Annotated in this window: 15 protein-coding genes and 1 riboswitch; of the genes, 6 read left to right on the forward strand and 9 right to left on the reverse strand. The window is 71.8% G+C overall.

Features of this window, described 5'->3' with window-relative positions; all coding sequences use genetic code 11:
* Positions 1 to 1,632 (reverse strand): DUF6350 family protein (locus ACNPQM_RS38710; RefSeq protein ID WP_418087643.1); only part of this gene is annotated, 1,632 nt, incomplete at its 3' end.
* 116 nt (positions 1,633 to 1,748) lie between these two features.
* Between ACNPQM_RS38710 and ACNPQM_RS38715 the strand changes: the two genes are divergently transcribed.
* Positions 1,749 to 2,951, forward strand: a complete 1,203-nt coding sequence (locus ACNPQM_RS38715) for a helix-turn-helix domain-containing protein (RefSeq protein WP_418087644.1) — start codon at positions 1,749 to 1,751, stop codon at positions 2,949 to 2,951.
* 105 nt (positions 2,952 to 3,056) lie between these two features.
* Here ACNPQM_RS38715 and sucD read toward each other — a convergent pair whose 3' ends face one another.
* The 6 genes from sucD to ACNPQM_RS38745 form a co-directional block, all read right to left on the reverse strand.
* Positions 3,057 to 3,941, reverse strand: coding sequence for a succinate--CoA ligase subunit alpha (gene sucD, locus ACNPQM_RS38720; RefSeq protein WP_114246183.1), 885 nt, complete (start codon positions 3,939 to 3,941; stop codon positions 3,057 to 3,059).
* A gap of 21 nt (positions 3,942 to 3,962) precedes the next feature.
* Positions 3,963 to 5,144 carry an ADP-forming succinate--CoA ligase subunit beta gene (sucC, locus tag ACNPQM_RS38725; RefSeq protein ID WP_358862980.1) on the reverse strand — a complete coding sequence of 394 codons (1,182 nt, stop codon included), beginning with the start codon at positions 5,142 to 5,144 and terminating at the stop codon, positions 3,963 to 3,965.
* Positions 5,145 to 5,645: 501 nt separating this feature from the next.
* Entirely contained in the window at positions 5,646 to 6,881 is a 1,236-nt protein-coding gene (locus ACNPQM_RS38730) for a VWA domain-containing protein (protein WP_418087645.1), read from the reverse strand.
* Complete coding sequence (locus ACNPQM_RS38735; RefSeq protein WP_418087646.1) at positions 6,878 to 9,241, reverse strand: DUF5682 family protein; 2,364 nt, start codon at positions 9,239 to 9,241, stop codon at positions 6,878 to 6,880. The genes ACNPQM_RS38730 and ACNPQM_RS38735 overlap by 4 nt, the downstream gene beginning before the upstream one ends.
* Positions 9,238 to 10,350 (reverse strand): ATP-binding protein, encoded by a 1,113-nt coding sequence (locus ACNPQM_RS38740; protein ID WP_358862982.1) that lies wholly within the window; start codon positions 10,348 to 10,350, stop codon positions 9,238 to 9,240. Before ACNPQM_RS38740 ends, ACNPQM_RS38735 begins: the two co-directional genes overlap by 4 nt.
* A gap of 113 nt (positions 10,351 to 10,463) precedes the next feature.
* Positions 10,464 to 10,910: a hypothetical protein gene (locus ACNPQM_RS38745; RefSeq protein ID WP_358862983.1), complete on the reverse strand. Its 447-nt coding sequence runs from the start codon at positions 10,908 to 10,910 to the stop codon at positions 10,464 to 10,466.
* 131 nt (positions 10,911 to 11,041) lie between these two features.
* On the opposite strand from ACNPQM_RS38745, the gene ACNPQM_RS38750 reads away from it, so the two are divergent.
* On the forward strand, positions 11,042 to 12,439 hold the full coding sequence (locus tag ACNPQM_RS38750; RefSeq protein WP_418087647.1) for an SWIM zinc finger family protein: 1,398 nt from the start codon (positions 11,042 to 11,044) through the stop codon (positions 12,437 to 12,439).
* Between the two features lie 17 nt (positions 12,440 to 12,456).
* Positions 12,457 to 14,055, forward strand: coding sequence for a DUF5691 domain-containing protein (locus ACNPQM_RS38755; protein ID WP_418087648.1), 1,599 nt, complete (start codon positions 12,457 to 12,459; stop codon positions 14,053 to 14,055).
* 166 nt (positions 14,056 to 14,221) lie between these two features.
* Here ACNPQM_RS38755 and ACNPQM_RS38760 read toward each other — a convergent pair whose 3' ends face one another.
* A complete protein-coding gene (locus tag ACNPQM_RS38760) occupies positions 14,222 to 14,635 on the reverse strand; it encodes a cobalamin B12-binding domain-containing protein (RefSeq protein WP_358863017.1) in 414 nt (137 codons plus the stop codon).
* Between the two features lie 352 nt (positions 14,636 to 14,987).
* Between ACNPQM_RS38760 and ACNPQM_RS38765 the strand changes: the two genes are divergently transcribed.
* Both ACNPQM_RS38765 and ACNPQM_RS38770 read left to right on the forward strand, forming a co-directional pair.
* Positions 14,988 to 15,851 carry an esterase/lipase family protein gene (locus ACNPQM_RS38765; protein WP_358863018.1) on the forward strand — a complete coding sequence of 288 codons (864 nt, stop codon included), beginning with the start codon at positions 14,988 to 14,990 and terminating at the stop codon, positions 15,849 to 15,851.
* 293 nt (positions 15,852 to 16,144) lie between these two features.
* On the forward strand, positions 16,145 to 17,620 hold the full coding sequence (locus ACNPQM_RS38770; protein ID WP_418087649.1) for a M23 family metallopeptidase: 1,476 nt from the start codon (positions 16,145 to 16,147) through the stop codon (positions 17,618 to 17,620).
* A gap of 167 nt (positions 17,621 to 17,787) precedes the next feature.
* Here ACNPQM_RS38770 and pcrA read toward each other — a convergent pair whose 3' ends face one another.
* Complete coding sequence (pcrA, locus tag ACNPQM_RS38775) at positions 17,788 to 20,241, reverse strand: DNA helicase PcrA (protein ID WP_358863020.1); 2,454 nt, start codon at positions 20,239 to 20,241, stop codon at positions 17,788 to 17,790.
* A 256-nt stretch (positions 20,242 to 20,497) separates the two neighbouring features.
* Positions 20,498 to 20,661: riboswitch (cyclic di-AMP (ydaO/yuaA leader) on the forward strand.
* A gap of 7 nt (positions 20,662 to 20,668) precedes the next feature.
* Here pcrA and ACNPQM_RS38780 point away from each other — a divergent pair.
* Positions 20,669 to 21,844, forward strand: a complete 1,176-nt coding sequence (locus tag ACNPQM_RS38780; RefSeq protein ID WP_418087650.1) for an NlpC/P60 family protein — start codon at positions 20,669 to 20,671, stop codon at positions 21,842 to 21,844.
* Positions 21,845 to 21,904 lie beyond the last annotated feature (60 nt).

Consider the following 21,904-nt stretch of genomic DNA (forward strand, 5'->3'; position numbering starts at 1 on the left):
GGCCCCCAACCTATCCCCCCCCCCCCCGGGGGGGGCTTTTTTGCGGCCACACGCCCACCCCTTCCCCCCCCCCCCCCCCGCCGCCCGGCCCTCCGGAGGCCGGGCCGACGGCGTTTCCGGCTCCGTCAGGAGCGGGGCCCAGGAGGAATCCTCAACCGCTTGCCCGCGCCACGGATCGGTCGGCAGGAAGTCGTACGCGTCCCGGCCCGCGTGGTCCTCGTTGCGGAACCCGGAGGCGGGTGTGGGGGTGGGCACGGAAACAGGCGCGGTCGCGGACGGCTGTACGGAGCCCGCTCCAGCCGCAGCCCCGGTTCCGGGCTCCGGGCCGGCAGCCGCCTCGCCGTTGCCCCCCTCGCCGCCGGGCCCCCGCAGACGCCACGCCCTCAGCAGCAGCGCCCCCGGCACACCGAGCAGTGCCGTCCACGCCACCGCCACCGCCCCGGTCAGCCACCACACCGGGCCGAACTCCGCCAGCGCCCCGGTCCCCAGCGGACCGCCCGCCGCCGCGGCCAGCACCGCCGTGCAGGCGCCGCATCCCAGCGCGGCCAGGGCAGCCGTCAGCGCGGTCCCCCACAGGCCCCACGCCGGCTGCTCCCCCACACCACGGGCGGGCGCTGCCCTCCGTGCCGTGAACCAGGCGATCGCCACCCCGGCCGCGACCGGTACCGCCGCGGCCGCCCAGTTCGGAGCCGTTCCGGTTCCGTGGGCGGGGACCGCCGCCAGCAGCGGGAAGTTCGGCAGGGCCGGTCGCCCGGTGAAGGCGAGCGGGGTGACCGTGGACGCCGTACCGAGGGCGAATCCTGGCCCCATCCCGTACGCGGCACCCCACATGGCCGCGTTCGGCACGAGCACCAGCGCCAGCAGCAGGACCGCGGCCCGGCCCGCCCAGTCGCCGGACAGCCCGAGGAACGAGTCCCGAACCAGCTGCTCATGCCACACCAGGGCCACCGCGACCAGCAGCGCCCCGCCACCCAGCAGCACCGCCGTCCCGGCCACCGCCGACCGGAGCACCGCGTCCGCCCGCTCCACGAACCGCGACCGTGCCGGCGCCTCGCGCAGCCGCTCCGGCGCCCGGGCCGGCGGCGGCCCGATCGGGCGCCCGGCCGCCGCCCACACCCCGGCGGCTGCCCCACCCGCCACCACGGGAGCCATCGGGAACAGGAGCGAGCCCGGCTGCGCGAACATCGGCCCGCCCTTCGCATAAAGGGCGATCGCCGCTGCGACCAGCAGATATCCCGCCGTCACCAGGCAGAAGGCGCTCGCGCCCGACGGCGGAGTGCGCCCCTCGTCCGGCTCCATCACGTCGCGGGCGGCCCGGTGCACCAGCCACACCAGCACCCCGGTGAGCAACAACGGGACGATGCCGACGGGGGCGGGGGCACCGCCGAGGGTGTCGGTCCTGACGAGTGCCGCGCCGTGTGCCAGCAGCCAGATCCCGGCCGCCGCGTGGAGGGCCCCGCCGGGGCCTCCGTCAGCGGCCGGGGAACTGATCCACACCACCAGGGCGAGAACGGCGAGCGAGCCGAGTCCGAGCCCCGCGGCGAGCACCCCCCGCACAAAGGCGGATGCCAGTACGGCGGTCCTTCCCTGCTCTACCGAGAGCGATGGGGTGCGTTCGGTCTTGTGGATCACACCGCAATGCTCCCAACGACACGCACTTAATCCGTGTAACGGGCGATTAGCCGCTGTGTCGCCCAATATACGGTTATGCACCTTTCCATCCCGTGGCGGCCTGCCGGGGGGTCCTCATGACCCAGGGCGCCACCGACACGGCCTCCTTCCCTCTGCCCTCCCCGAAGGAACTGCGCCGACTGCGTGAGGCGAAGTCATTGAGTGAGGAGCAGGTCGCTGCGGCCGTCGGCGTCACCCCGGCCACGGTCCGGTCCTGGGAGGCGGGCCGCGCCAGCCCCCGGGGACGGAAGCGTGTGGCGTACGCGAAGCTGATCGGCACGGGCGGCACGGAGGCGCGGGGCACCTCGGAAAGCCCCCCTTCGGGCGCCCGCGGCAAGTCGGCCGGCCTGACGAAGCCGTCGTCGTCCCCGGCACCGGCAGCAGCAGGAACGTCAGCGGGAGCGGCGGAAACGGCGCAGACGGACGAGCCGTCGGCCGGCAACCGGCAGGGCGCCCCCGTACCCGCCATCACACCCGCCGAGGCATTCGATGCCCTGTACTCGAAGAACGCCGCCGCACTCTTCCGCCAGACGTTCCTGCTGACCGGGCGCCGGAACCTCTCCAGGGAGGCCGTCGAGCGGGCCTTCGAGCAGGCCTGGCAGCGCTGGCCCGAGGTCGCGGTGGACCGGGACCCCGCGGGCTGGGTACGGGCGGCCGCATACGAGTACGCGGTGTCGCCCTGGCACCAGCTGCGCCGGGCGCACCGCCACCCCGACCCGCCGCCCGCCGCCCCCGGCTCGGGCGCCCTGCTCGAGGCGCTGCTCGACCTGCCGCCGTCCTACCGTCGCACCCTGCTGCTCTACGACGGTGTCGGCCTGGACCTGCCGGAGACCGCCGCGGAGACGGAGGCAAGCACCCCGGCGACTGCGAGCCGGCTGAGGAACGCGCGTGCCGCGGTGGCCGAGCAGGTGCCCGAGCTGGCGGAAACCTCATGGCCCGCCGGGCAGTCGGCGCTGCTGCAGGAGCAACTGGGCGCGCTCGCCCTCACTCAGCCGGTGGCCGCGATGCCCACGGCCCATGCGATCCGTGACGGAAGCGAGCACAAGGCCAGACTCTGGACGCGGGCGGCCATTGCCCTGACGGCCCTGATCGCCGGGATCGCACTGATCACCATGGTGACGTCTCCGGCGCAGTACGGGAGTCCGCCCGCCGAGCGGGTCGGCGGCGTGCCGCCCCGCAGCGGTCCTCAGAGGCTGACCCCCCAGGACCTCACGCTGCAGAAGAAGCTCCGCGAAGAGCTCGTCCGTGGCCCGGCGCGGCTGGTACCGGACCTCAAGTGACTCCAGCGCGCGCCGGCCGGCGCACAGGAAACGGCGCGGGCCCGTACCCCGGGGAGGGGTACGGGCCCGCGCCGTCTGTGCGGAGGCAGTCCCGCGAAGAGGTGATCAGGCGCCGAGGATCTCGCGCGCCAGCTTGGCGGTCTCGGTCGGCGTCTTGCCGACCTTGACGCCGGCGGCCTCGAGGGCCTCCTTCTTCGCCTGGGCGGTGCCGGACGAGCCGGAGACGATGGCGCCCGCGTGGCCCATGGTCTTGCCCTCGGGGGCGGTGAAGCCCGCGACGTAACCGACGACCGGCTTGGTGACGTTCTTCGCGATGAAGTCCGCCGCACGCTCCTCGGCGTCGCCGCCGATCTCGCCGATCATGACGATCAGGTCGGTCTCGGGGTCGGCCTCGAACGCCGCGAGGGCGTCGATGTGCGTCGTACCGATGACCGGGTCGCCACCGATGCCGACGGCGGACGAGAAGCCGATGTCACGGAGCTCGTACATCATCTGGTAGGTCAGCGTGCCGGACTTCGACACGAGACCGATGCGGCCGGGCTTGGTGATGTCGCCCGGGATGATGCCGGCGTTGGACTGGCCGGGGGTGATCAGGCCGGGGCAGTTCGGGCCGATGATCCGGGTCTTGTTGCCCTTCGAACCGGCGTACGCCCAGAAGGCGGCCGAGTCGTGGACGGCGATGCCCTCGGTGATCACGACGGCGAGGGGGATCTCGGCGTCGATCGCCTCGACGACGGCGGCCTTCGCGAAGGCCGGCGGCACGAAGAGGACGGACACGTCGGCGCCGGTCTTCTCCATCGCCTCGGCGACGGAGCCGAAGACGGGTACCTCGGTGCCGTCGAAGTCGACGGTCGTGCCGGCCTTGCGCGGGTTCACGCCGCCGACGATGTTGGTGCCGTCGCCCAGCATGAGCTTGGTGTGCTTCATGCCGGTCGCACCGGTCATCCCCTGGACGATGACCTTGCTGTCCTTGGTGAGGAAGATAGCCATGGTGTTGGAGTCCCTCGTCCCTTACTTCGCAGCCGCGGCGAGCTCGGCGGCCTTGTCGGCCGCGCCGTCCATGGTGTCCACACGCTGCACCAGCGGGTGGTTGGCGTCGGAAAGGATCTTGCGACCCAGCTCCGCGTTGTTGCCGTCGAGGCGCACAACCAGCGGCTTGGTGACCTCTTCGCCCTTGCTCTTGAGCAGCGCCAGAGCCTGGACGATGCCGTTGGCGACCTCGTCGCAAGCGGTGATGCCACCGAAGACGTTGACGAAAACGGACTTGACGTCCGGGTCGCCGAGGATGATCTCCAGGCCGTTCGCCATGACCTCTGCGGAGGCGCCGCCACCGATGTCGAGGAAGTTGGCGGGCTTCACGTTGCCGTGGTTCTCACCGGCGTACGCGACGACGTCCAGGGTCGACATGACCAGACCGGCACCGTTGCCGATGATGCCGACCTCGCCGTCGAGCTTGACGTAGTTGAGGTTCTTGGCCTTGGCGGCAGCCTCGAGCGGGTTGGCTGCGTCCTTGTCCTCGAGGGCCTCGTGGCCGGGCTGACGGAAGTCGGCGTTCTCGTCGAGAGACACCTTGCCGTCCAGCGCCAGGACGTCGCCGGAGGCGACCTTGGCGAGCGGGTTGACCTCGACGAGGAGTGCGTCCTCGGCGACGAAGGTGTCCCACAGCGTCACCATGACCTCGGCGACCTTCTCGGCCACCTCGGCCGGGAACTTCGCCTGGGCGACGATCTCGCGGGCCTTCTCGATCGTGACACCGGTGTTGGAGTCGACCGGGACCTTCGCGAGGGCCTCGGGGGTCTTCTCCGCGACCTCCTCGATGTCCATGCCGCCCTGCACCGAGGCCATGGCCAGGAAGGTGCGGTTGGTGCGGTCGAGGAGGTACGAGACGTAGTACTCCTCAAGAATCTCCGGCGCGGTCTCGGCGATCATCACCTTGTGGACCGTGTGGCCCTTGATGTCCATGCCGAGAATGTCGGTCGCCCGGGCGACCGCCTCGTCGGGGGTGGCGGCCAGCTTGACGCCGCCGGCCTTGCCGCGGCCGCCGACCTTCACCTGCGCCTTGACGACAGACTTGCCGCCCAGCCGCTCGGTCGCCTCGCGGGCTGCCTCAGGCGTGTCAATGACTTCACCGGCCAGCACCGGTACACCGTGCTTGGCGAAGAGGTCCCTCGCCTGGTACTCGAACAGGTCCACGCGCGTCCGTCCCTTTTCAGTGGTCTCGCGGTTCGTTTTCAGCGTGGGCGTGCCGCGAGAGGCAACGTGACTGCTCGGTCACAAGGAAGGCGCACACGGTTACCGAGTACGCGGCATGTCCATCTCGCAGGTTATCCCCGAGCTCCGCATGACCCTAAATCGCAGATCGCACCTGGGCGGTGATTACGGTCACAGATCGCCCCGGCGGCCGGGTCGCAGTGGACGACGCGGCATGGGCCGCGCCGGTGGAGCGTGGGCGGTCGGTGCCCGGGCGGAGCCCACGGTCGGGACGCGGTGGTCCGGACACGGCGGGGATCCGCCCGACCGCGGGCCGGGTGCAGCACTCGGCGCTGCGAGGGGTCTCAGATCTCCCGGGCCGGATACTCCGGAGCGGTGAAGGCGGCCACCGCGTCGCTCGGACAGGCAGGAGCGATCGGGTCCGGTCCGCCGCTCCGTGCGCCGCGTGCTCGACGACCTTCCGGGGCCGACGCGAGTCCGTTGTTACTGATGGGTCTCCTTGTCCGGTACGGGCAGCGGCCTCTTCTCCAGTGCCGCCGCCATCACCTCCGGAAAGAGGTCCGGGGTGCACGCGAAGGCCGGTGCTCCGAGCGCGCCGAGCGCCGCCGCGTGCTCGCGGTCATAGGCGGGCGCGCCCTCGTCGGACAGGGCGAGCAGGGTCACGAACTGCACGCCGGACGCCTTCATCGCCGCCACCCGCTTCAGCATTTCGTTGCGGATGCCGCCTTCGTAGAGGTCGCTGATGAGAACCACGACGGTGTCGGCGGGCCGAGTGATCTGGGACTGGCAGTAGGCGAGCGCCCGGTTGATGTCCGTGCCGCCGCCGAGCTGGGTGCCGAAGAGTACGTCGACGGGGTCGTCGAGCTGCTCGGTGAGGTCGACCACAGCCGTGTCGAAGACGACGAGCCTGGTCCGCAACGTACGCATGGAGGCGAGCACCGCGCCGAAGACGGAGGCGTAGACGACGGAGGCGGCCATCGACCCCGACTGGTCGATGCAGAGGACGACGTCCTTCTTCACCGCCTGCGCGGCGCGTCCGTAGCCGATGAGCCGCTCGGGGACGACCGTGCCGGCCCCGTCCCCGCCAGGAAGCAGGAGATAGTTCTTGAGGTTGGCCCGGATGGTGCGGTCCCAGTCGATGTCGTGGTGCCGCGGCCGGCTGATCCTCGCCGAGCGGTCGAGTGCGCCGGTCAGCGTGGCCCGGGTGCGGGTGGCGAGCCGCTTCTCCAGGTCGTCGACCACCTTGCGTACGACGGCTCGTGCCGTCTCCTTCGTCGTCTCGGGCATCGCCTTGTTGAGCGAGAGGAGCGTTCCGACCAGGTGGACGTCCGCCTCGACGGCCTCCAGCATCTCCGGCTCCAGCAGCAGCGCGGAGAGACCGAGCCGGTCGATCGCGTCGCGCTGCATGACCTGGACGACGGAGCTGGGGAAGTACGTGCGGATGTCGCCGAGCCAGCGGGCGACGGACGGGGCGGAGGCCCCGAGTCCGGCCGAGCGCTCGGTGCCGCCGCGGCCGCCGGCCCTGCCCCCGCCGCCGTACAGCGCGTTCAGCGCACCGTCCATCGCGGCGTCCTGTCCGGTCAGGGTGCACCCGGTGGATTCGGCGCTGTCCGCGCCCAGCACCATGCGCCACCGCCGGAGCCGTTCGTCCTGCGCCGCGCCCCGCCCGGCGGCGCCCGGCCGCTCCGCGTCCGTGCCTGATTCCGTGACCGTCGTCATCCTGTTGCCCCCAGCGGTTCCATGGCGTTGTCGGCGCCCTCGGCGTCCAGTCCCAGCAGCAGTCGCAGCACCGGCACCACCGCGTCCGCCCGCGCCTCGTCGAGGCCGGGCGCGAAGCCGGGTACCGCCGTACCGGCGGCGGTCGCGGCCGGTGCCCCGGCGGCCGGACCGCGTCGTACGAGCTCGCCGAGCGTGCGCCGTACGCCTGCTTCGTACGCCGAGAAGGTGCGGCGCAGCAGCGGGAGCACATCGGTGAACGTGTCGGCGGGGACACCGGCCAGCCAGGCGTCGACCAGGCCGAGCAGCCGCTCGTCGTGGACAAGGAGCATGCCGCCCCCGTCGGCCCCGCCGACGAACCCCTCGATCCAGGCCGCCGCGTCGGCCGGGGGTGTGCCGGGCGAGAGGGCGAGGCCCATCAGCCGTGCCGCGTCGTCCTCTTCGAGCCGCCCGTCGTCGAGGAGCAGCCGCGTCGAGCGGCCGCGGATGACGCCCGCGACTGTGTCCCGGACAGCCAGCTTGTGCAGCACGGCGGCCCAGCGGTCACGGAGGCCGTCCGCCGGTACGGTTCCGGCGAGCAGCCCGATCGCGGTGTGGACGCCGTCCACCTTGCGGCGCAGTTCGGCGGCGCCGTCGGCGTCGAGCCCGGTGCAGGCGGGCGGCAGTCCGACGCAGATCCGCTCGGCGAGCCCGGCCGCGACCTCGCCGAGCGCCGCGGTGTCCGTGGACCGGACGTCCCCGTACCGCAGGGTGCGGGCGAGGGCGGGCAGGGCGTCGGCGAGGTGGCCGACGTCTGCGTCGAGCGCGGCGCGGTCGGCGAGGGCCCGCATCACCACGGGCAGTGCCTCGGGCAGTTCGGCGAGGAGACAGTGCTCGGCGAGCGCGGTGACCTCGGCGAGGGCGGTCGCCGATACGGCCTCCGATTCGGCCTTGGCGGTCGCGGCGGAGAGGACGGTGGTGCCCCAGACCCCGGCCTCCGCGACGCGTACGTGCAGCTCGGGCTCCCAGTGCAGCCGCCAGGTCTCCCGGAAGGTGCCGGTGCTCCCCCGCCCGGTGGCCGGTTCGCCCCAGCCGACGGCGAGGAGCCGCAGGCGGTGCAGCAGGCGGCTGCGGGACGCGTCGGTGTCCTTGCGGAGGTCGAGCTCCAACTCCCGTTCCTGGGACTCCGGTTTGATCCGCAGGGTGCGCTGGAGCCGGGTGAGGTCGCGCTGCAGCGGTACGGCCGGGGCGGTGTCCGGCACCTCGCCGAGCGTCTCGCCGACGATGAGCCGGTCCCGGACGAGCGCGAGCGGCACGTCGGAGCCCTCGCACATCACCGCCCGGATCGCGTCTGTCGTCTCGTCCAGTCCGGCGAGCGGGCGGCCGCGCATCGCCGCGAGGGTCCCGGCGAGCCGGACGGCCTCGATGACATGGGCGGAGGACACGAACCGGTCCTCGTCGCGAAGGAGTCCGGCGACCTTGGTCATCCACCGCTCGACGGGACGGTCGGGGGCGGCGAAAAGGTGTCCGTACCAGCCGGGCGAGTCGATGCCCGCCCCGTATCCGCTGTGCCGGGCGAGCCGGCGATGGGTCCAGGGCACCCATGTCAGCTCGGCCTTCACCTTGGGCAGTCCCTTGATGAGGGCCCGGTCGGCGGCGACGGTCGTCCGCGCGCCGAGCGCGGGCACGTGCCAGGCGCCGCAGACGACGGCGATGTCGTCCCCGAACTCCTTGCGCGCGGCCCGCAGCTGGATCCGCATGTATGCCTCGCGGACGGCGTCGCGGGGATGCCCGCCGTCCCCGTACACCTCACGCACCGCCGTCATCGCCTCGCCGAGCGCGGCGAACGGGGCACGAGGGTCGGCGAGTTCACCGTTCGGTGCGCGGTGTTCGACGATGTCCTCCCACCAGCGCTCCGGGTCGTCGTATCCGGCGGCTTCGGCAAGGGCGCCGATCGGGTCGACCGGTGGTGCGGCGACCGCGTCGGCCGGGGCGGCTTCCTCAGCTCCCCGCTCCTGGTCGTCGCTCCCGTCCGGAGAATCGGTCATGGCCAGGGAATGCGCCGCGGGCAGGTCGATGAAGCGGACCGGGACGTCGTGGCCCAGCGCCCAGCGGATCGCGACCCACTCGGGCGAGAACTCGGCCAGCGGCCAGAACGCCGCCCGCCCCGGATCGTCCACAGCGTGAGCGAGCAGCGCGACGGGTGGCCGCATCTGCTCGTCGGCGGCGAGCGGCAGGAGTGCGTCGCCCTCGGGCGGCCCCTCGATGAGGACCGCTTTCGGAAGAGCGGCCTCCAGCGTGGCACGGACCGCGCGGGCGGAGCCGGGCCCGTGGTGCCGGACCCCGAGCAGCAGCGGCCCGGCGGCAGGCGCGGCCCCGGTCATACGGAGACCTCGCGGCAGGCGCGGTAGAAGTCCTTCCAACCGTCCCGCTCCCGGACCACGGTCTCCAGGTACTCCTGCCAGACCACCCGGTCCGCCGCCGGATCCCGGACCACCGCGCCGAGAATGCCGGCCGCGACATCGCCGGGACGCAGCACTCCGTCGCCGAAGTGGGCCGCGAGCGCCAGGCCGTTGGTGACGACGGAGATCGCCTCGGCCGTGGACAGCGTGCCTGACGGGGACTTGAGCTTGGTGCGCCCGTCCGTCGTGATGCCGTCGCGCAGTTCACGGAAGACCGTGACCACTCGTCGGATCTCGGCCATGCCGTCGGGGGCGGACGGCAGGTCGAGCGAGCGCCCCATCTGGTCGACGCGCCGGGACACGATGTCGACCTCGGCGTCGGGCGTGGCGGGCAGCGGCAGCACGACCGTGTTGAACCGGCGGCGCAGGGCGCTGGACAGCTCGTTGACCCCGCGGTCGCGGTCGTTGGCGGTGGCGATGACGTTGAAACCGCGGACCGCCTGGACCTCCTGGCCCAGTTCGGGGACCGGGAGCGTCTTCTCCGACAGGATCGTGATGAGCGAGTCCTGCACATCGGCGGGGATACGGGTGAGCTCCTCGATCCGCGCGGTCATGCCCTCGGACATGGCACGCATCAGAGGGCTGGGCACCAGTGCGTCGCGGCTGGGGCCGTGCGCCAGCAGCTGCGCGTAGTTCCACCCGTAGCGGACGGCTTCCTCCGGGGTGCCCGCCGTGCCCTGGACGAGCAGCGTCGAGTCACCGCTGACGGCGGCCGCGAGGTGCTCGGAGACCCAGGTCTTGGCGGTGCCGGGAACGCCGAGGAGCAGCAGCGCCCGGTCGGTGGCAAGTGTGGTCACGGCGACCTCGACGAGACGGCGCGGCCCCACGTACTTGGGTGTGATCACCGTCCCGTCCGCCAGCACGCCGCCGAGGAGATAGGTGGCAACTGCCCACGGGGACAGCTTCCATCGGGCGGGACGCGGACGGTCGTCGGCTGCGGCGAGCGCCTTCAGCTCGTCGGCGAAAGCGTCCTCGGCATGCGGGCGCAGAGCTGCTGCGCCGACGCCTGCGGTGGTTTCGGACACGGTCATGGATCCCCCTCCAGATCGGTCGACCGGATGTGGTTCCCACCGTGCACCACGCCACTGACAATCGGCCCTGACCTGCGGTCAGGGCCGATTGTCAGTGGCTACGGGCGGGGCGTTCAGCCGGCCACCGGCGAGACCGCGACGCAGCCTCCGGCGGTGATGAGCCCCTCGCCATTGGCCTTCTTGATGACCTTGCCCTTGTACGTGATCGAGCAGGCGACGTCGGCCCCGTTCTCGTCCAGGGCGATCGGCATGACGGCGGGCGGCATGATGCCGCGCAGTGTGACGGTCTTCCGCCACGGCAGGGCCGGGGACTTGACCGTCTCGATCTCCGGATCCATGGCCTGGCCCCCGCCCGCGTGGAACTGGATCTCGTCGACGCTCGTACCGGTGACCTCGTAGGTGACTTCGTACGTCTCGTCCACGGCCTTGTCCACCTGATCGACGGCCTCGGAGCAGGCCCCGAGGCTCACGGCGAGTCCGAGGACGACGGCTGCGGAGACGGCAGTCCGGATGGTGCGGACGTCAGGGAAGTTGCGGATGTCGCGGACGATGTGGCTCATCGGTCGATACCCCGGATTCACAGGTCGGTACCTGCAGCGAATCGCAAAGGAAAAGTAAAGTCAAGCTGCTTGCGCGGCGACGAAATGGCAGGTCAGAGTGATTGTCAGTGGTGCGTTCTACCGTCGTTCCCATGCTGCTATCTCACGGGGGAGAACCCTTGCGCACCGCTGCTCCGGTGGCGCGCTGGACGGTGGAGCAGGTGCTGGCCCTCGCTCCTGACGAGTCATCACGCAGGGCGGGAGGCAAGCTCGGTTCGGCCGGGCCGTGGTCCGGTGCGGGCCGCGACGAGTCGGGCGCGGTGTGGGGTCTGTGCCAGGGGAGCGGAAGCACGCCGTACCGGACGGTGGTCGATACGACGGGCTCCGCGTACAAGTGCAGTTGCCCCAGCCGGAAGTTCCCGTGCAAGCACGCCCTGGGTCTGCTACTGCTCTGGGCGTCGGACGAGGCGGTGCTCGGGCCGGCGGAGGTGCCGGACTGGGCCGGGGAGTGGCTCGACGGCCGGCGCGGACGCGCGGCGGCGAAGGCGCAGCCGGAGGGAGGCGCGAGTGGCGCCGCGGCGTCTCCGGCCGACCCGGAGGCCGCCCGGCGGCGCGCCGAGCGGCGGGCCGGGCGGATCACCGGCGGTGCACAGGAGTTGGAGCAGCGGCTGCTGGACCTGGTGCGCGGAGGTCTGGCGGCGGCCGACCAGTCGGGGTACGGGCTGTGGGAGGAGACGGCGGCCCGCATGGTCGACGCACAGGCGCCGGGACTTGCGGGCCGGGTCCGTGAGTTGGGGGCGATCCCGGCGTCCGGCCCCGGCTGGCCGGCGCGGTTGCTGCAGGAGTGCGCGCTGCTGCATCTGCTGGACACCGCCTGGCTGGGCATCGACCGGCTGCCGGAGCCGCTGGCCGCGACGGTCCGTACGCGGGTGGGGCTGACATCCCCCGCCGACGGCCTTCCGGTCCGTGACCGGTGGCTGGTCCTCGCCCAGTACGACACCCCGGACGGCAGGATCGTCACGCGTCGGATCTGGCTGTACGGAAAGGACTCGGGCCGCACCGCGCTGCTGCTGTCCTTCGGAGCGGCCGGACGCTCCCCCGGGCAGGCCCTGCCGGTGGGCGTCACGCTCGACGCCGAACTCACGCCGTATCAGGGGGCCGGGCAGCTACGGGTGGAGCTGGGCGCGCAGTTCGGTGCGCCGGTGCCGTCCGGCACTCCCCCTCGGGGCTCCACGACCGCGGCCGCGGTCGCCGCATACGGGCACGCCTTGCGGGACGACCCCTGGCTGGAGTCCTGGCCGGCGACGCTGCGTGAGGTCATACCGGTGCCCTTGGGCGACGGCTGGCAACTGGCGGACGCCACAGGAGGTACGGCCCTGCCCGTCGTCCCGTCGGCGCTGTCCCGGCCGGGCCTGTGGAAGCTCGTCGCGCTGTCCGGCGGCGCGCCCGTCACGGTGTTCGGCGAATGCGGCCACCGCGGCTTCGACCCGCTCGCCGCCTGGGCCGATGGCTCCGACGGCGGTGCGGCCGAGACCGTACCGCTCATCTGATCCCTGGAGGAGGACCGATGCCCAGTACAACCACCCCATGGGAAGAACTCGTCACCTCGGCGTTGCTCGGCACCGATCGCCGACCGTCAACGGCGGGCGGCGATGGGGGGCCGGCCGCGCTCCTGAACGTGGCGGCGCTGCAGACCGTGCGGCACAGAGCCGGACTGCTGCCCGCGCCCGCGGCCGAGCGGCCGGGGACGGCGCCCGCCGATCCCCGGCCGCCCCTGCCGCCGGCCGCGCGGCGCAGACTCGCCCAGCTGCTCGCCGACCGGTCGGCGCCGGGCAGTGCGGGCGGCCGGCGCGGTGCGGCGCCGGATCTCACTGAGCTGATCCCGCAGTGGCTGGCCACAGCCGGTCTGCACGGCTACCGGGCTCCGGCGGCGCTGCTCCCGGCGCTGTTGGACGCGGCCCGCGCCCGTACCGACCTGCGGCCGCAGGCCCTGGCGTTCGCAGGTCCGCGCGGGATGTGGCTGGCCCGGCTGAACCCCGAGTGGAAGTTCGCGCTGCGCGGCTCGGCCGGCGGCGCGCCGCGCCCCGAGGTGACGGACCCGGAGACGGTGCGCAGGCTGTGGGAGGAGGGCTTGTTCGCCGAGCGTGTCGCCGTGCTCGGGGCGGTACGCGCGCATGATCCGGCGAGCGCGCTCGCGCTGCTGACCAGCACGTGGCCGACGGAGCGTGCCGAGGACCGGCTGATGTTCGTGGACTCGCTGCGTACCGGGCTGTCCGGTGCGGACGAACCGTTCCTGGAGCAGGCGCTCTCCGACCGCAGCCGCAATGTCCGCGCGACGGCCGCCGAGCTGCTGTCCGCGCTGCCGGAGTCGGCGCTGGCCGGGCGGATGGCGGCCCGTGCGGCGTCGTGTGTGAACCCGGACCTGACGGCCAGTTCCGCGTCCATCGCCGTGGAGGCACCGCATGAATGCGATGCGGAGATGCAGCGCGACGGCGTGGTCGCGACGCCGCCGTCCGGCCGGGGCGAACGGTCTTGGTGGCTGGGCCAGTTGGTGGAGTCGACCCCACTGTCCACCTGGCCGGCGCGGTTCGGCGGGCGTACGGCGCAGGAGATCGTCGCGCTGCCCGTCGCCGACGGCTGGGGTGAGGAACTGCACGCGGCGTGGTGCCGGGCCGCGGTGCGGCAGCGGGCCCCGGAGTGGGGCCGCGCGCTGCTGGGCGCCCCCTCTGTACCCCCGTCGAACGGCCCCGGCACGGCTTCGCTCGCCGAGCGCTCCAAACTCCTCGCCACACTGCCCGATGCCGAACGGGCCGCATGGGTGGCCGACTTCATTGCCGCGCACGGGCTGTCCGAGGCGTTCCAGCTCCTGGGGGTCTGCGCGATTCCCTGGGCGGAGCCGCTGGGCAGATCGGTCGTCGATGCACTCGACATCGCCCGCGACGCGGGGAGTTACCCATGGAGCTTCAGCGGCGTGATGGGCCTCGCCGAGCGTTGCCTGAACCCGGCGGAGGCGGACCGCCTGGAGGTCCTCACCGCGACACCGGACGAGCCGGAGGGCGCGTCGCCGGGAGCCGCCGGCTACTGGTCGGAGGCGTTCCGGCGTCTGGTCTCCACCCTGCGACTGCGCGCGGTGATGGAGGTGGAGCTGATGCCGGACGCCCCCTAGGGGGCGCGATGGCGCCGACGGCGGTGGCGCGGCCCGCGCCGTGCTGTGTCCTCAATCTCCCCATGGTCTCCAGGGCATGGGCCCCCTTCGACGGACTCGGTCTCGCACCGGGCAGGCGATTGAGGACACAGGGCACCGGGCGGACGGGCGCCCCGGCCCGCCCGGGTCAGGCGTCTGCGGACTGGCGGACGTTGGCGTTCACCCAGTCGACGATCGAGCCCGTCGTCGCACCCGGGGTGAAGATCGCCGCGACGCCCTGCTCCTTCAGCGGCGCGATGTCCGCCTCGGGGATGATGCCGCCACCGAAGACCTTGATGTCCTCCGCCTCGCGCTCCTTCAGGAGCTCGATCACCTTGGCGAAGAGCGTGTTGTGCGCACCGGAGAGGATCGAGAGGCCGATCGCGTCGGCGTCCTCCTGGATCGCGGTGTCCACGATCTGTTCGGGCGTCTGGTGGAGGCCGGTGTAGATGACCTCCATACCGGCGTCGCGCAGCGCCCGCGCGATCACCTTGGCCCCGCGATCATGGCCGTCCAGGCCCGGCTTGGCCACCACCACACGGATCGGACCGGTCACACCCATCACTGCCTCCACATGCGTCTCCCGTGCCGGAAAGGGCCGGGGATGTGAACGAACGTTATCCACAGCATCCCGCAACCCGCCGTTTCGCGGTGGGTCGGGAGGGGGAAATCACACCTGGGACATGTTCGCCAGGCCCCGTTCCCGCATCACGCGGCACACCTGCCGCGCGGGCCACGGAGGCAAGGGGAGCCGCAACGAGGTCGCCGTACCACCGCGCCGTCAGCCGCACGGCACGGTGGTACGGCCCGTCGACACGGTGGTCCGACCAGCCACCCGCACCTCTGCCACGGCGCCCCATGAGGGCATACGGGGACTTGAGCCGCCTCCCGTGCGCCGAAGCAGGAGGTCGGCCATGAAGGTCCTGCCTTTTCATCCGCTACGGCTGCGCCAGCCGTGTCTGCGCCGCACCTGGCTGCCATCGGCACTGCTGAGAGCCACCGCGCTGGAGCTGGTCGTGCTCGTCGGGCACGTGCTCATCTACCCCTCCGGCATGACCGGGGAGCGGCGTGACGCGACGCCCCCGGCCGAACAGCCGCCCACCGTGCCGGCCGGAGCCCGGGCCCTGCCCGCCGAGAGCCTCGAGCGGCGGCCCGTCGTGCTCCTGCACGGCTTCATCGACAACCGCTCCGTCTTCGTCCTACTGCGCCGTTCCCTCGCCCGGCACGGCTGGCACCATCTGGAGTCCCTCAACTACTCACCGCTGACCTGTGACATCCGCACGGCCGCCGAACTTCTCGGCCGGCACGTCGAGGAGATCTGCGCCCGCACCGGTCACCACGAGGTCGACATCGTCGGCCACAGCCTCGGTGGCCTGATCGCCCGCTATTACGTACAGCGACTCGGCGGTGACCGACGGGTCCGCACCCTGGTCACGCTCGGCACCCCGCACGGCGGGACCGCCGTCGCCCCGGTGGCCAGTGCGCACCCGATCGTGCGCCAGATGCGCAGCGGTTCCGCCCCGATCGAGGAGCTGCGCCGCCCCGCGCCCGGCTGCCGCACCCGGTTCGTGAGCTTCTGGAGCGAGCTGGACCAGGTGATCGTCCCGGCCGAGGCGGCCTGCATCGACCATCCGGACCTCGATGCGCTGAACGTGCGCGTCACCGGGATCGGCCACCTCGCGCTGCCGGTCCACCCGGCGGTCGCCGCCGGCATCCGGCAGGCCCTGGAGTCCCCGGAATCGGCCACCGGCATCACGGGGGCCGCCTCGGTGGCCTGAAGGACCGGAGCCCCTCACTGGCGCAAGGCCGCCACGCCGTACCGGGGCACACCCCGGGCGCCAGGGCCGCCCGGAGCACGCCCAGAAATGGAACATATTTCGAACATAAGGCCAAGGGTCTGTGCACAGCCCGCCGAAAGACGGCCGATTGCCCGTTTCCTGCGAACCCAGGACCTGACGAAGATTGTCGCCGTCACGTACTGCCGGGTACAGTCGCGGCCACTGCTTTCCCCTGGGATTCCCCCACCGGGTCCCCAGACCCAGGTCCTGCTGCCGAGGCGAGAGAGAAGTTGGTGAACGACCAGCACCCCTACGCCGGGCATGTCGGTTTCGACAGCCACCCCACGGGCAGCTACAGCAGCGACCCGCTCTTCGGTTCCCTCCCGGGGAGCTACGACGGCACGTACGACACCACCGGCTACAGCAGCGGCTACGACACCGGGCAGGCCGGGCACAGCGGCCAGTACGACTCCGCCCAGTGGGACACCGGCGCACATCAGACCGCCGCGTACGGCCCCTACGCCGCGTACGGGACCCAGCACCCGCAGCAGTACGACGCCACCGCGACCTGGATGCCGGAAGCCCCGGGCATCCCCGCGCAGGGCGGCGCTCCGGACACCTCGGGCGAGTGGGACACCAATGGCTGGAACCAGAACGGCCAGTGGGCGACGGCCGGGACGGCTGCCTACGACACCGGCGCGTACGACGCCACAGCCTGGAACACCGGCGCCACGCCCGGGCACGAACAGCAAACCGTGCACACCGCGCACGAGTCGTACGAACCCGAACAGGCCGCGTACGAGGTGTACGAGGACCAGGGTTCCTACGCTCCGTACGAGCCCTACCCGCCGGCCGGGACCGCGGAGCCCACGGACATCACCGCGACCTCCGAGTTCGGCGCCGTCGACGTGGACCCGGACCTCGACGCCGATTCGGACGACGCGGCAGACCGGGCAGACCACGCGGTGCACCACCCCGTCGGCATCCCCCGCCCTGCGAGCCGTTCCGTCACCCGCGGTGGCAGCCGGAGCCGACGCCGTACCCCCGTCAAGCGTTCCGCTCTTCTCACCGTCGCCGTCCCCTCCGCCTGCGTGATGAGCGTCGCCGGTATCGCCGCCGCCTCCGTCGGCGGACTCGGCAGCGGCGGGGACACCAAGGACGACACCATGTCGATGGCGGCCGCCGACCCCGGCAGCGTCAAGCCGGTCGACGCCAACAACAAGCTCGACACCCAGATCGCCAACGTCAGCGCCGACGCCGCGAACTTCGCCGACCGCGCCAGCCGCACCCAGGAGCGCATCGACCTGAGGGAGCGGCAGGCCGCCGAGAAGAAGAAGCGCGAGGAGGAGGCCGCCCGGAAAGAGGCGCTGCGGCCCAAGTTCCTGCTGCCGGTCCAGCAGCACGGCCTCAGCGCATACTTCGGCCAGGCGGGCGTCAACTGGATGTCCGTGCACACGGGCATCGACTTCCCCGTCTCGTACGGCACTCCGGTGATGGCCGCGACCGACGGCACCGTACGCACTCAGTGGAACAGCGCCTACGGGAACATGGCCATCGTCACCACGGCCGACGGCACCGAGACCTGGTACTGCCACCTCAGCAGCACCAGGATCCGCTCGGGCCCGGTCAAGGCCGGTGACGTCATCGCCTACTCCGGGAATTCCGGCAACTCCACCGGCCCGCACCTGCACTTCGAGGTCCGGCCCGGTGGCGGAGCGGCCATAGACCCGCTGCCCTGGCTCCGCAGCCACGGCCTCGACCCGTCCTGAGCAGCCGAGCCCGCCACGGCGCAGGCCCCACCCGCCGACAGGGGGCGGACACCCGCGCCCGCCCCGTCCGCTCCGGGGCGGGACGGGGGGCGTGTTTCGAAAGCCCCGTCCGCCAGGCGGCGTCCGGCACGACCTACGGGCGGACGACGCCACTTCCGAAACTCGCCCTAGAGCTTCTCCACCGGCGCGTACCGCAGCAGCAGCTTCTTCGGCCGCTCGTCCCCGAAGTCGACCGTCGCCTTCGCCTGGTCGCCGATCCCCTCGACCGCCGTCACCGTGCCGAGCCCGAACTGGTCGTGCGTGACCCGGTCCCCGACCGCCAGCGTGACCGTCGGCTTGTCCGAGGTGCGCCGGGTCGCGAAGCCCGAGGGGCCCGAGCGGGCGCGTGACGAGGACAGCGACGACGTGATCCCCGACGTGGGTCCGGCCGGGGCCGCCATCGGCCCGGTCCGCTTCCACTCCAGGTGCTGGTCCGGGATCTCCTCCAGGAACCGCGACGGCGGGTTGTACGAGGGCTGACCCCACGCACTGCGCATCGCCGCCCGCGTCAGGTAGAGCCGCTCACGGGCACGGGTGATCCCGACGTACGCGAGGCGCCGCTCCTCCTCCAGCTCCTTGACCTGTCCCAGGGCACGCATGTGCGGGAAGACGCCGTCCTCCATGCCGGTCAGGAAGACCACCGGGAATTCGAGCCCCTTGGCCGTGTGCAGCGTCATCAGCGTGATGACGCCGGAGCCGTCCTCGTCCTCGTCGGGGATCTGGTCGGAGTCGGCGACGAGCGCGACCTTCTCCAGGAACTCGGCAAGTGTGCCCGTGCCTGCGCCTTCTTCCCCGGCGGACTCCCCCCGCTCCTGCTCGAATTCGAGCGCGACGGCGGCGAGCTCCTGAAGGTTCTCCATGCGCGTCTCGTCCTGCGGGTCGGTGGACGCCTGGAGCTCGGCGAGATAGCCGGTCCGTTCCAGCACTGCTTCCAGCACAACGGCGGGGCCCGCGCCGGACTCGACGATCGTGCGCAGTTCGTCCATCAGCGTGTTGAACCGCTTGACTGCGTTGGCCGAGCGGGCCGCCATGCCGTACGCCTCGTCGACGCGGCGCAGTGCCTGCGGGAACGTGATCTTCTCGCGCAGCGACAGGGCGTCGATCATCGCCTCGGCACGGTCGCCGATACCGCGCTTGGGCACGTTGAGGATGCGGCGCAACGGAACGGTGTCCTCGGGGTTGGCGAGGACCCGGAGGTAGGCAAGGATGTCCCGGACCTCCTTGCGCTCGTAGAAGCGCACGCCGCCGACGACCTTGTAGGGCAGGCCGACGCGGATGAAGATCTCCTCGAAGACGCGGGACTGCGCGTTCGTCCGGTAGAAGATCGCGACGTCGCCGGCCTTCGCGTCGCCCGCGTCGGTCAGCCGGTCGATCTCGTCGGCGACGAACTGCGCCTCGTCGTGCTCGGTGTCCGCGACGTAGCCGGTGATCCGGGCGCCCTCGCCCGCCTTCGTCCAGAGGTTCTTGGGGCGGCGGCTCTCGTTGCGCTCGATGACCGCGTTGGCGGCCGAGAGGATCGTCTGGGTGGAGCGGTAGTTCTGCTCCAGCAGGATCGTCGTCGCGTTCGGGTAGTCCTCCTCGAACTGGAGGATGTTGCGGATCGTCGCGCCGCGGAAGGCGTAGATCGACTGGTCGGCGTCACCCACGACGCAGAGCTCGGCGGGGGCGTCGGCGTCTCCGGCCGGGCCGACCAGTTCGCGTACGAGCGTGTACTGCGCGTGGTTGGTGTCCTGGTACTCGTCGACAAGGACGTGCCGGAAGCGGCGGCGGTAGTGCTCGGCGACGTCGGGGAACGCCTGGAGCAGATGGACCGTCGTCATGATGATGTCGTCGAAGTCCAGTGCGTTGGCCTCGCGCAGCCGGGACTGGTACATCGCGTACGCCTGGGCGAGCGTCTTCTCGAAGCCGTCCGCGGCCTGGCCGGCGAAGGTCTCCTCGTCGATCAGCTCGTTCTTCAGGTTCGAGACCTTGGCCGTGAACGACTTCGGCGGGAAGCGCTTCGGGTCGAGGTCCAGATCGCGGCAGACCAGGGCCATCAGCCGCTTGGAGTCGGCCGCGTCGTAGATCGAGAACGACGAGGTGAAGCCGAGCCGCTTCGACTCGCGGCGCAGGATCCGGACGCACGCGCTGTGGAACGTCATGACCCACATGGCGTTGGCGCGCGGTCCGACGAGCTGCTCGACGCGCTCCTTCATCTCGCCGGCGGCCTTGTTGGTGAAGGTGATCGCCAGGATCTGGCCGGGGTGCACGCCGCGCTCGGCCAGCAGGTGGGCGATGCGGTGGGTGAGCACCCGGGTCTTGCCGGAGCCCGCGCCGGCGACGATGAGCAGCGGCGATCCGGCGTGCACGACCGCGGCGCGCTGCTCGGTGTTCAGCCCGTCGAGCAGGGCGGCGGAGTCGATGGCGGGGCGGTGAGCGCCGTCCCGGTAGTACGCGTCCCGAGGCGGCGGGGGCGCGTCGAACACGCCCGCGAAGAGGTCCTCCGGCACCGCTTCGGGTGCGGAGTCCTCGGGGGGCGGCGGGGGTTCTTCCTCCGAGTGCTGGAGGCCGGCCAGGAAACTGTCGTCAAAGAGGCTGCTCATCGCCTCACGAGTCTAGGGCGACGCACCGACACTCTGCGGCCGCTTGGAGAAGCGCGACCGGAAGGCGCCTACACACGGAGAACACCCACCCACGCCGCGTGAGGAAATCGGGGTCCGGGCCGCCTCCTTCGACATCTCTTCACCAAGGTCACGAAAACGTATCGGGCATATCGAACATCAACCTTCACAGCAGCACCACGGTTAGCTAGCGTGCCCCGTCGGGCGGCCCGTACCCCCTGAGGCGAACCACGCCGAGCGGGCTCCCCCGCCGAATCCGGGCTGCCCGCAGGGAGTTCGGAACCGGGGACCCATAGGTAGAACCGGGGTGAATCGGTCTGTATCCCGACTTGGACCGTAGGGCAGCCTTCCGTTCCGCCCGAACCCGACAGCTAACCCGGTAGGCGGTCCACGGAAGGAGACGATGGCTTTGGCATCGCATCGCAAACCGCGCAGCCGGGTACGCACCACCACCCCCGCCGTCGGGCTCACGACGGCCGCACTGGCAGGGGTGACCCTCCTGTCGACCCAGAGCGCCATGGCCGCTCCGAGCGCACCCAAGCCCAGCATCGAGGACGTACAGAAGAAGGTCGACGACCTCTACCGGCAGGCGGGCACCGCGACCCAGCAGTACAACAAGGCGAAGGAGGCCTCCGCCACGCAGCGCGGCAAGGTGGACACCCTGCTGAAGGACGTGGCCGAGCGCGCCGACAAGCTGAACGAGGCACGCAGGACGCTCGGCAACTACGCGGCCGCGCAGTACCGCACCGGCTCCATCGCCCCGACCGCCACCTTCTTCCTGGCCAACGACCCGCAGTCGTACTTCGACCAGAACCAGCTGATGAACCGGATGACCGCCCAGCAGCAGAAGGCGGTCACGGACTTCCGTACGCAGCAGGCGGCAGCGGCGAAGAAGCGCACCGAGGCGGTGCAGAGCCTGGAGACGCTCACCGAGTCCCAGGCCACGCTCCGGACCAGCAAACAATCCGTCCAGCAGAAGCTGGGCGAGGCGCGCGCGATGCTGTCGAAGCTGACGGCCGAGGAGAAGGCGCGGCTGGCGGCGCTGGAGCGCGAGAAGGAGGCGGAGGCCAAGCGCAAGGCGGAGGAACTCGCCCGCCGGCAGGCCGCCGCCAAGGCCGAGGCGGACCGCAAGGCCGAGGAGGCGGCGAAGCAGGCCGGCTCCACCGGCTCCACCGGCTCCACCGGCGGCACGGGGACGGGCTCGGGAACCGGGACCGGCTCGAACACCAGCGCCACCTCGAAGGCCGAGAAGGTTCTCGCCTTCGCCCGCGCCCAGATCGGCAAGCCGTACGTCTGGGGAGCGACGGGCCCCTCCTCGTACGACTGCTCGGGACTGACCCAGGCCGCCTGGAAGGCGGCGGGTGTCGACATCCCCCGCACCACCTGGGATCAGGTGAAGACCGGCACCCGGATAGCCACGGCCGACCTGCAGCCGGGCGACCTCGTCTTCTTCTACAACGACATCAGCCACGTCGGCATCTACAAGGGCGACGGCATGATGATCCACGCCCCGAAGCCGGGGGCGAACGTCCGCGAGGAGTCGATCTACTACATGCCGATCTACGGCAGCGTGCGCCCGGCCTGACGGCGGGCCCTCATGCGCGAGTGAGCCCCTGCCGGATCCGGCCTGTCTCTTATACACATC

The organism is Streptomyces sp. NPDC056231, from assembly GCF_048270745.1.
Classification (GTDB): domain Bacteria; phylum Actinomycetota; class Actinomycetes; order Streptomycetales; family Streptomycetaceae; genus Streptomyces.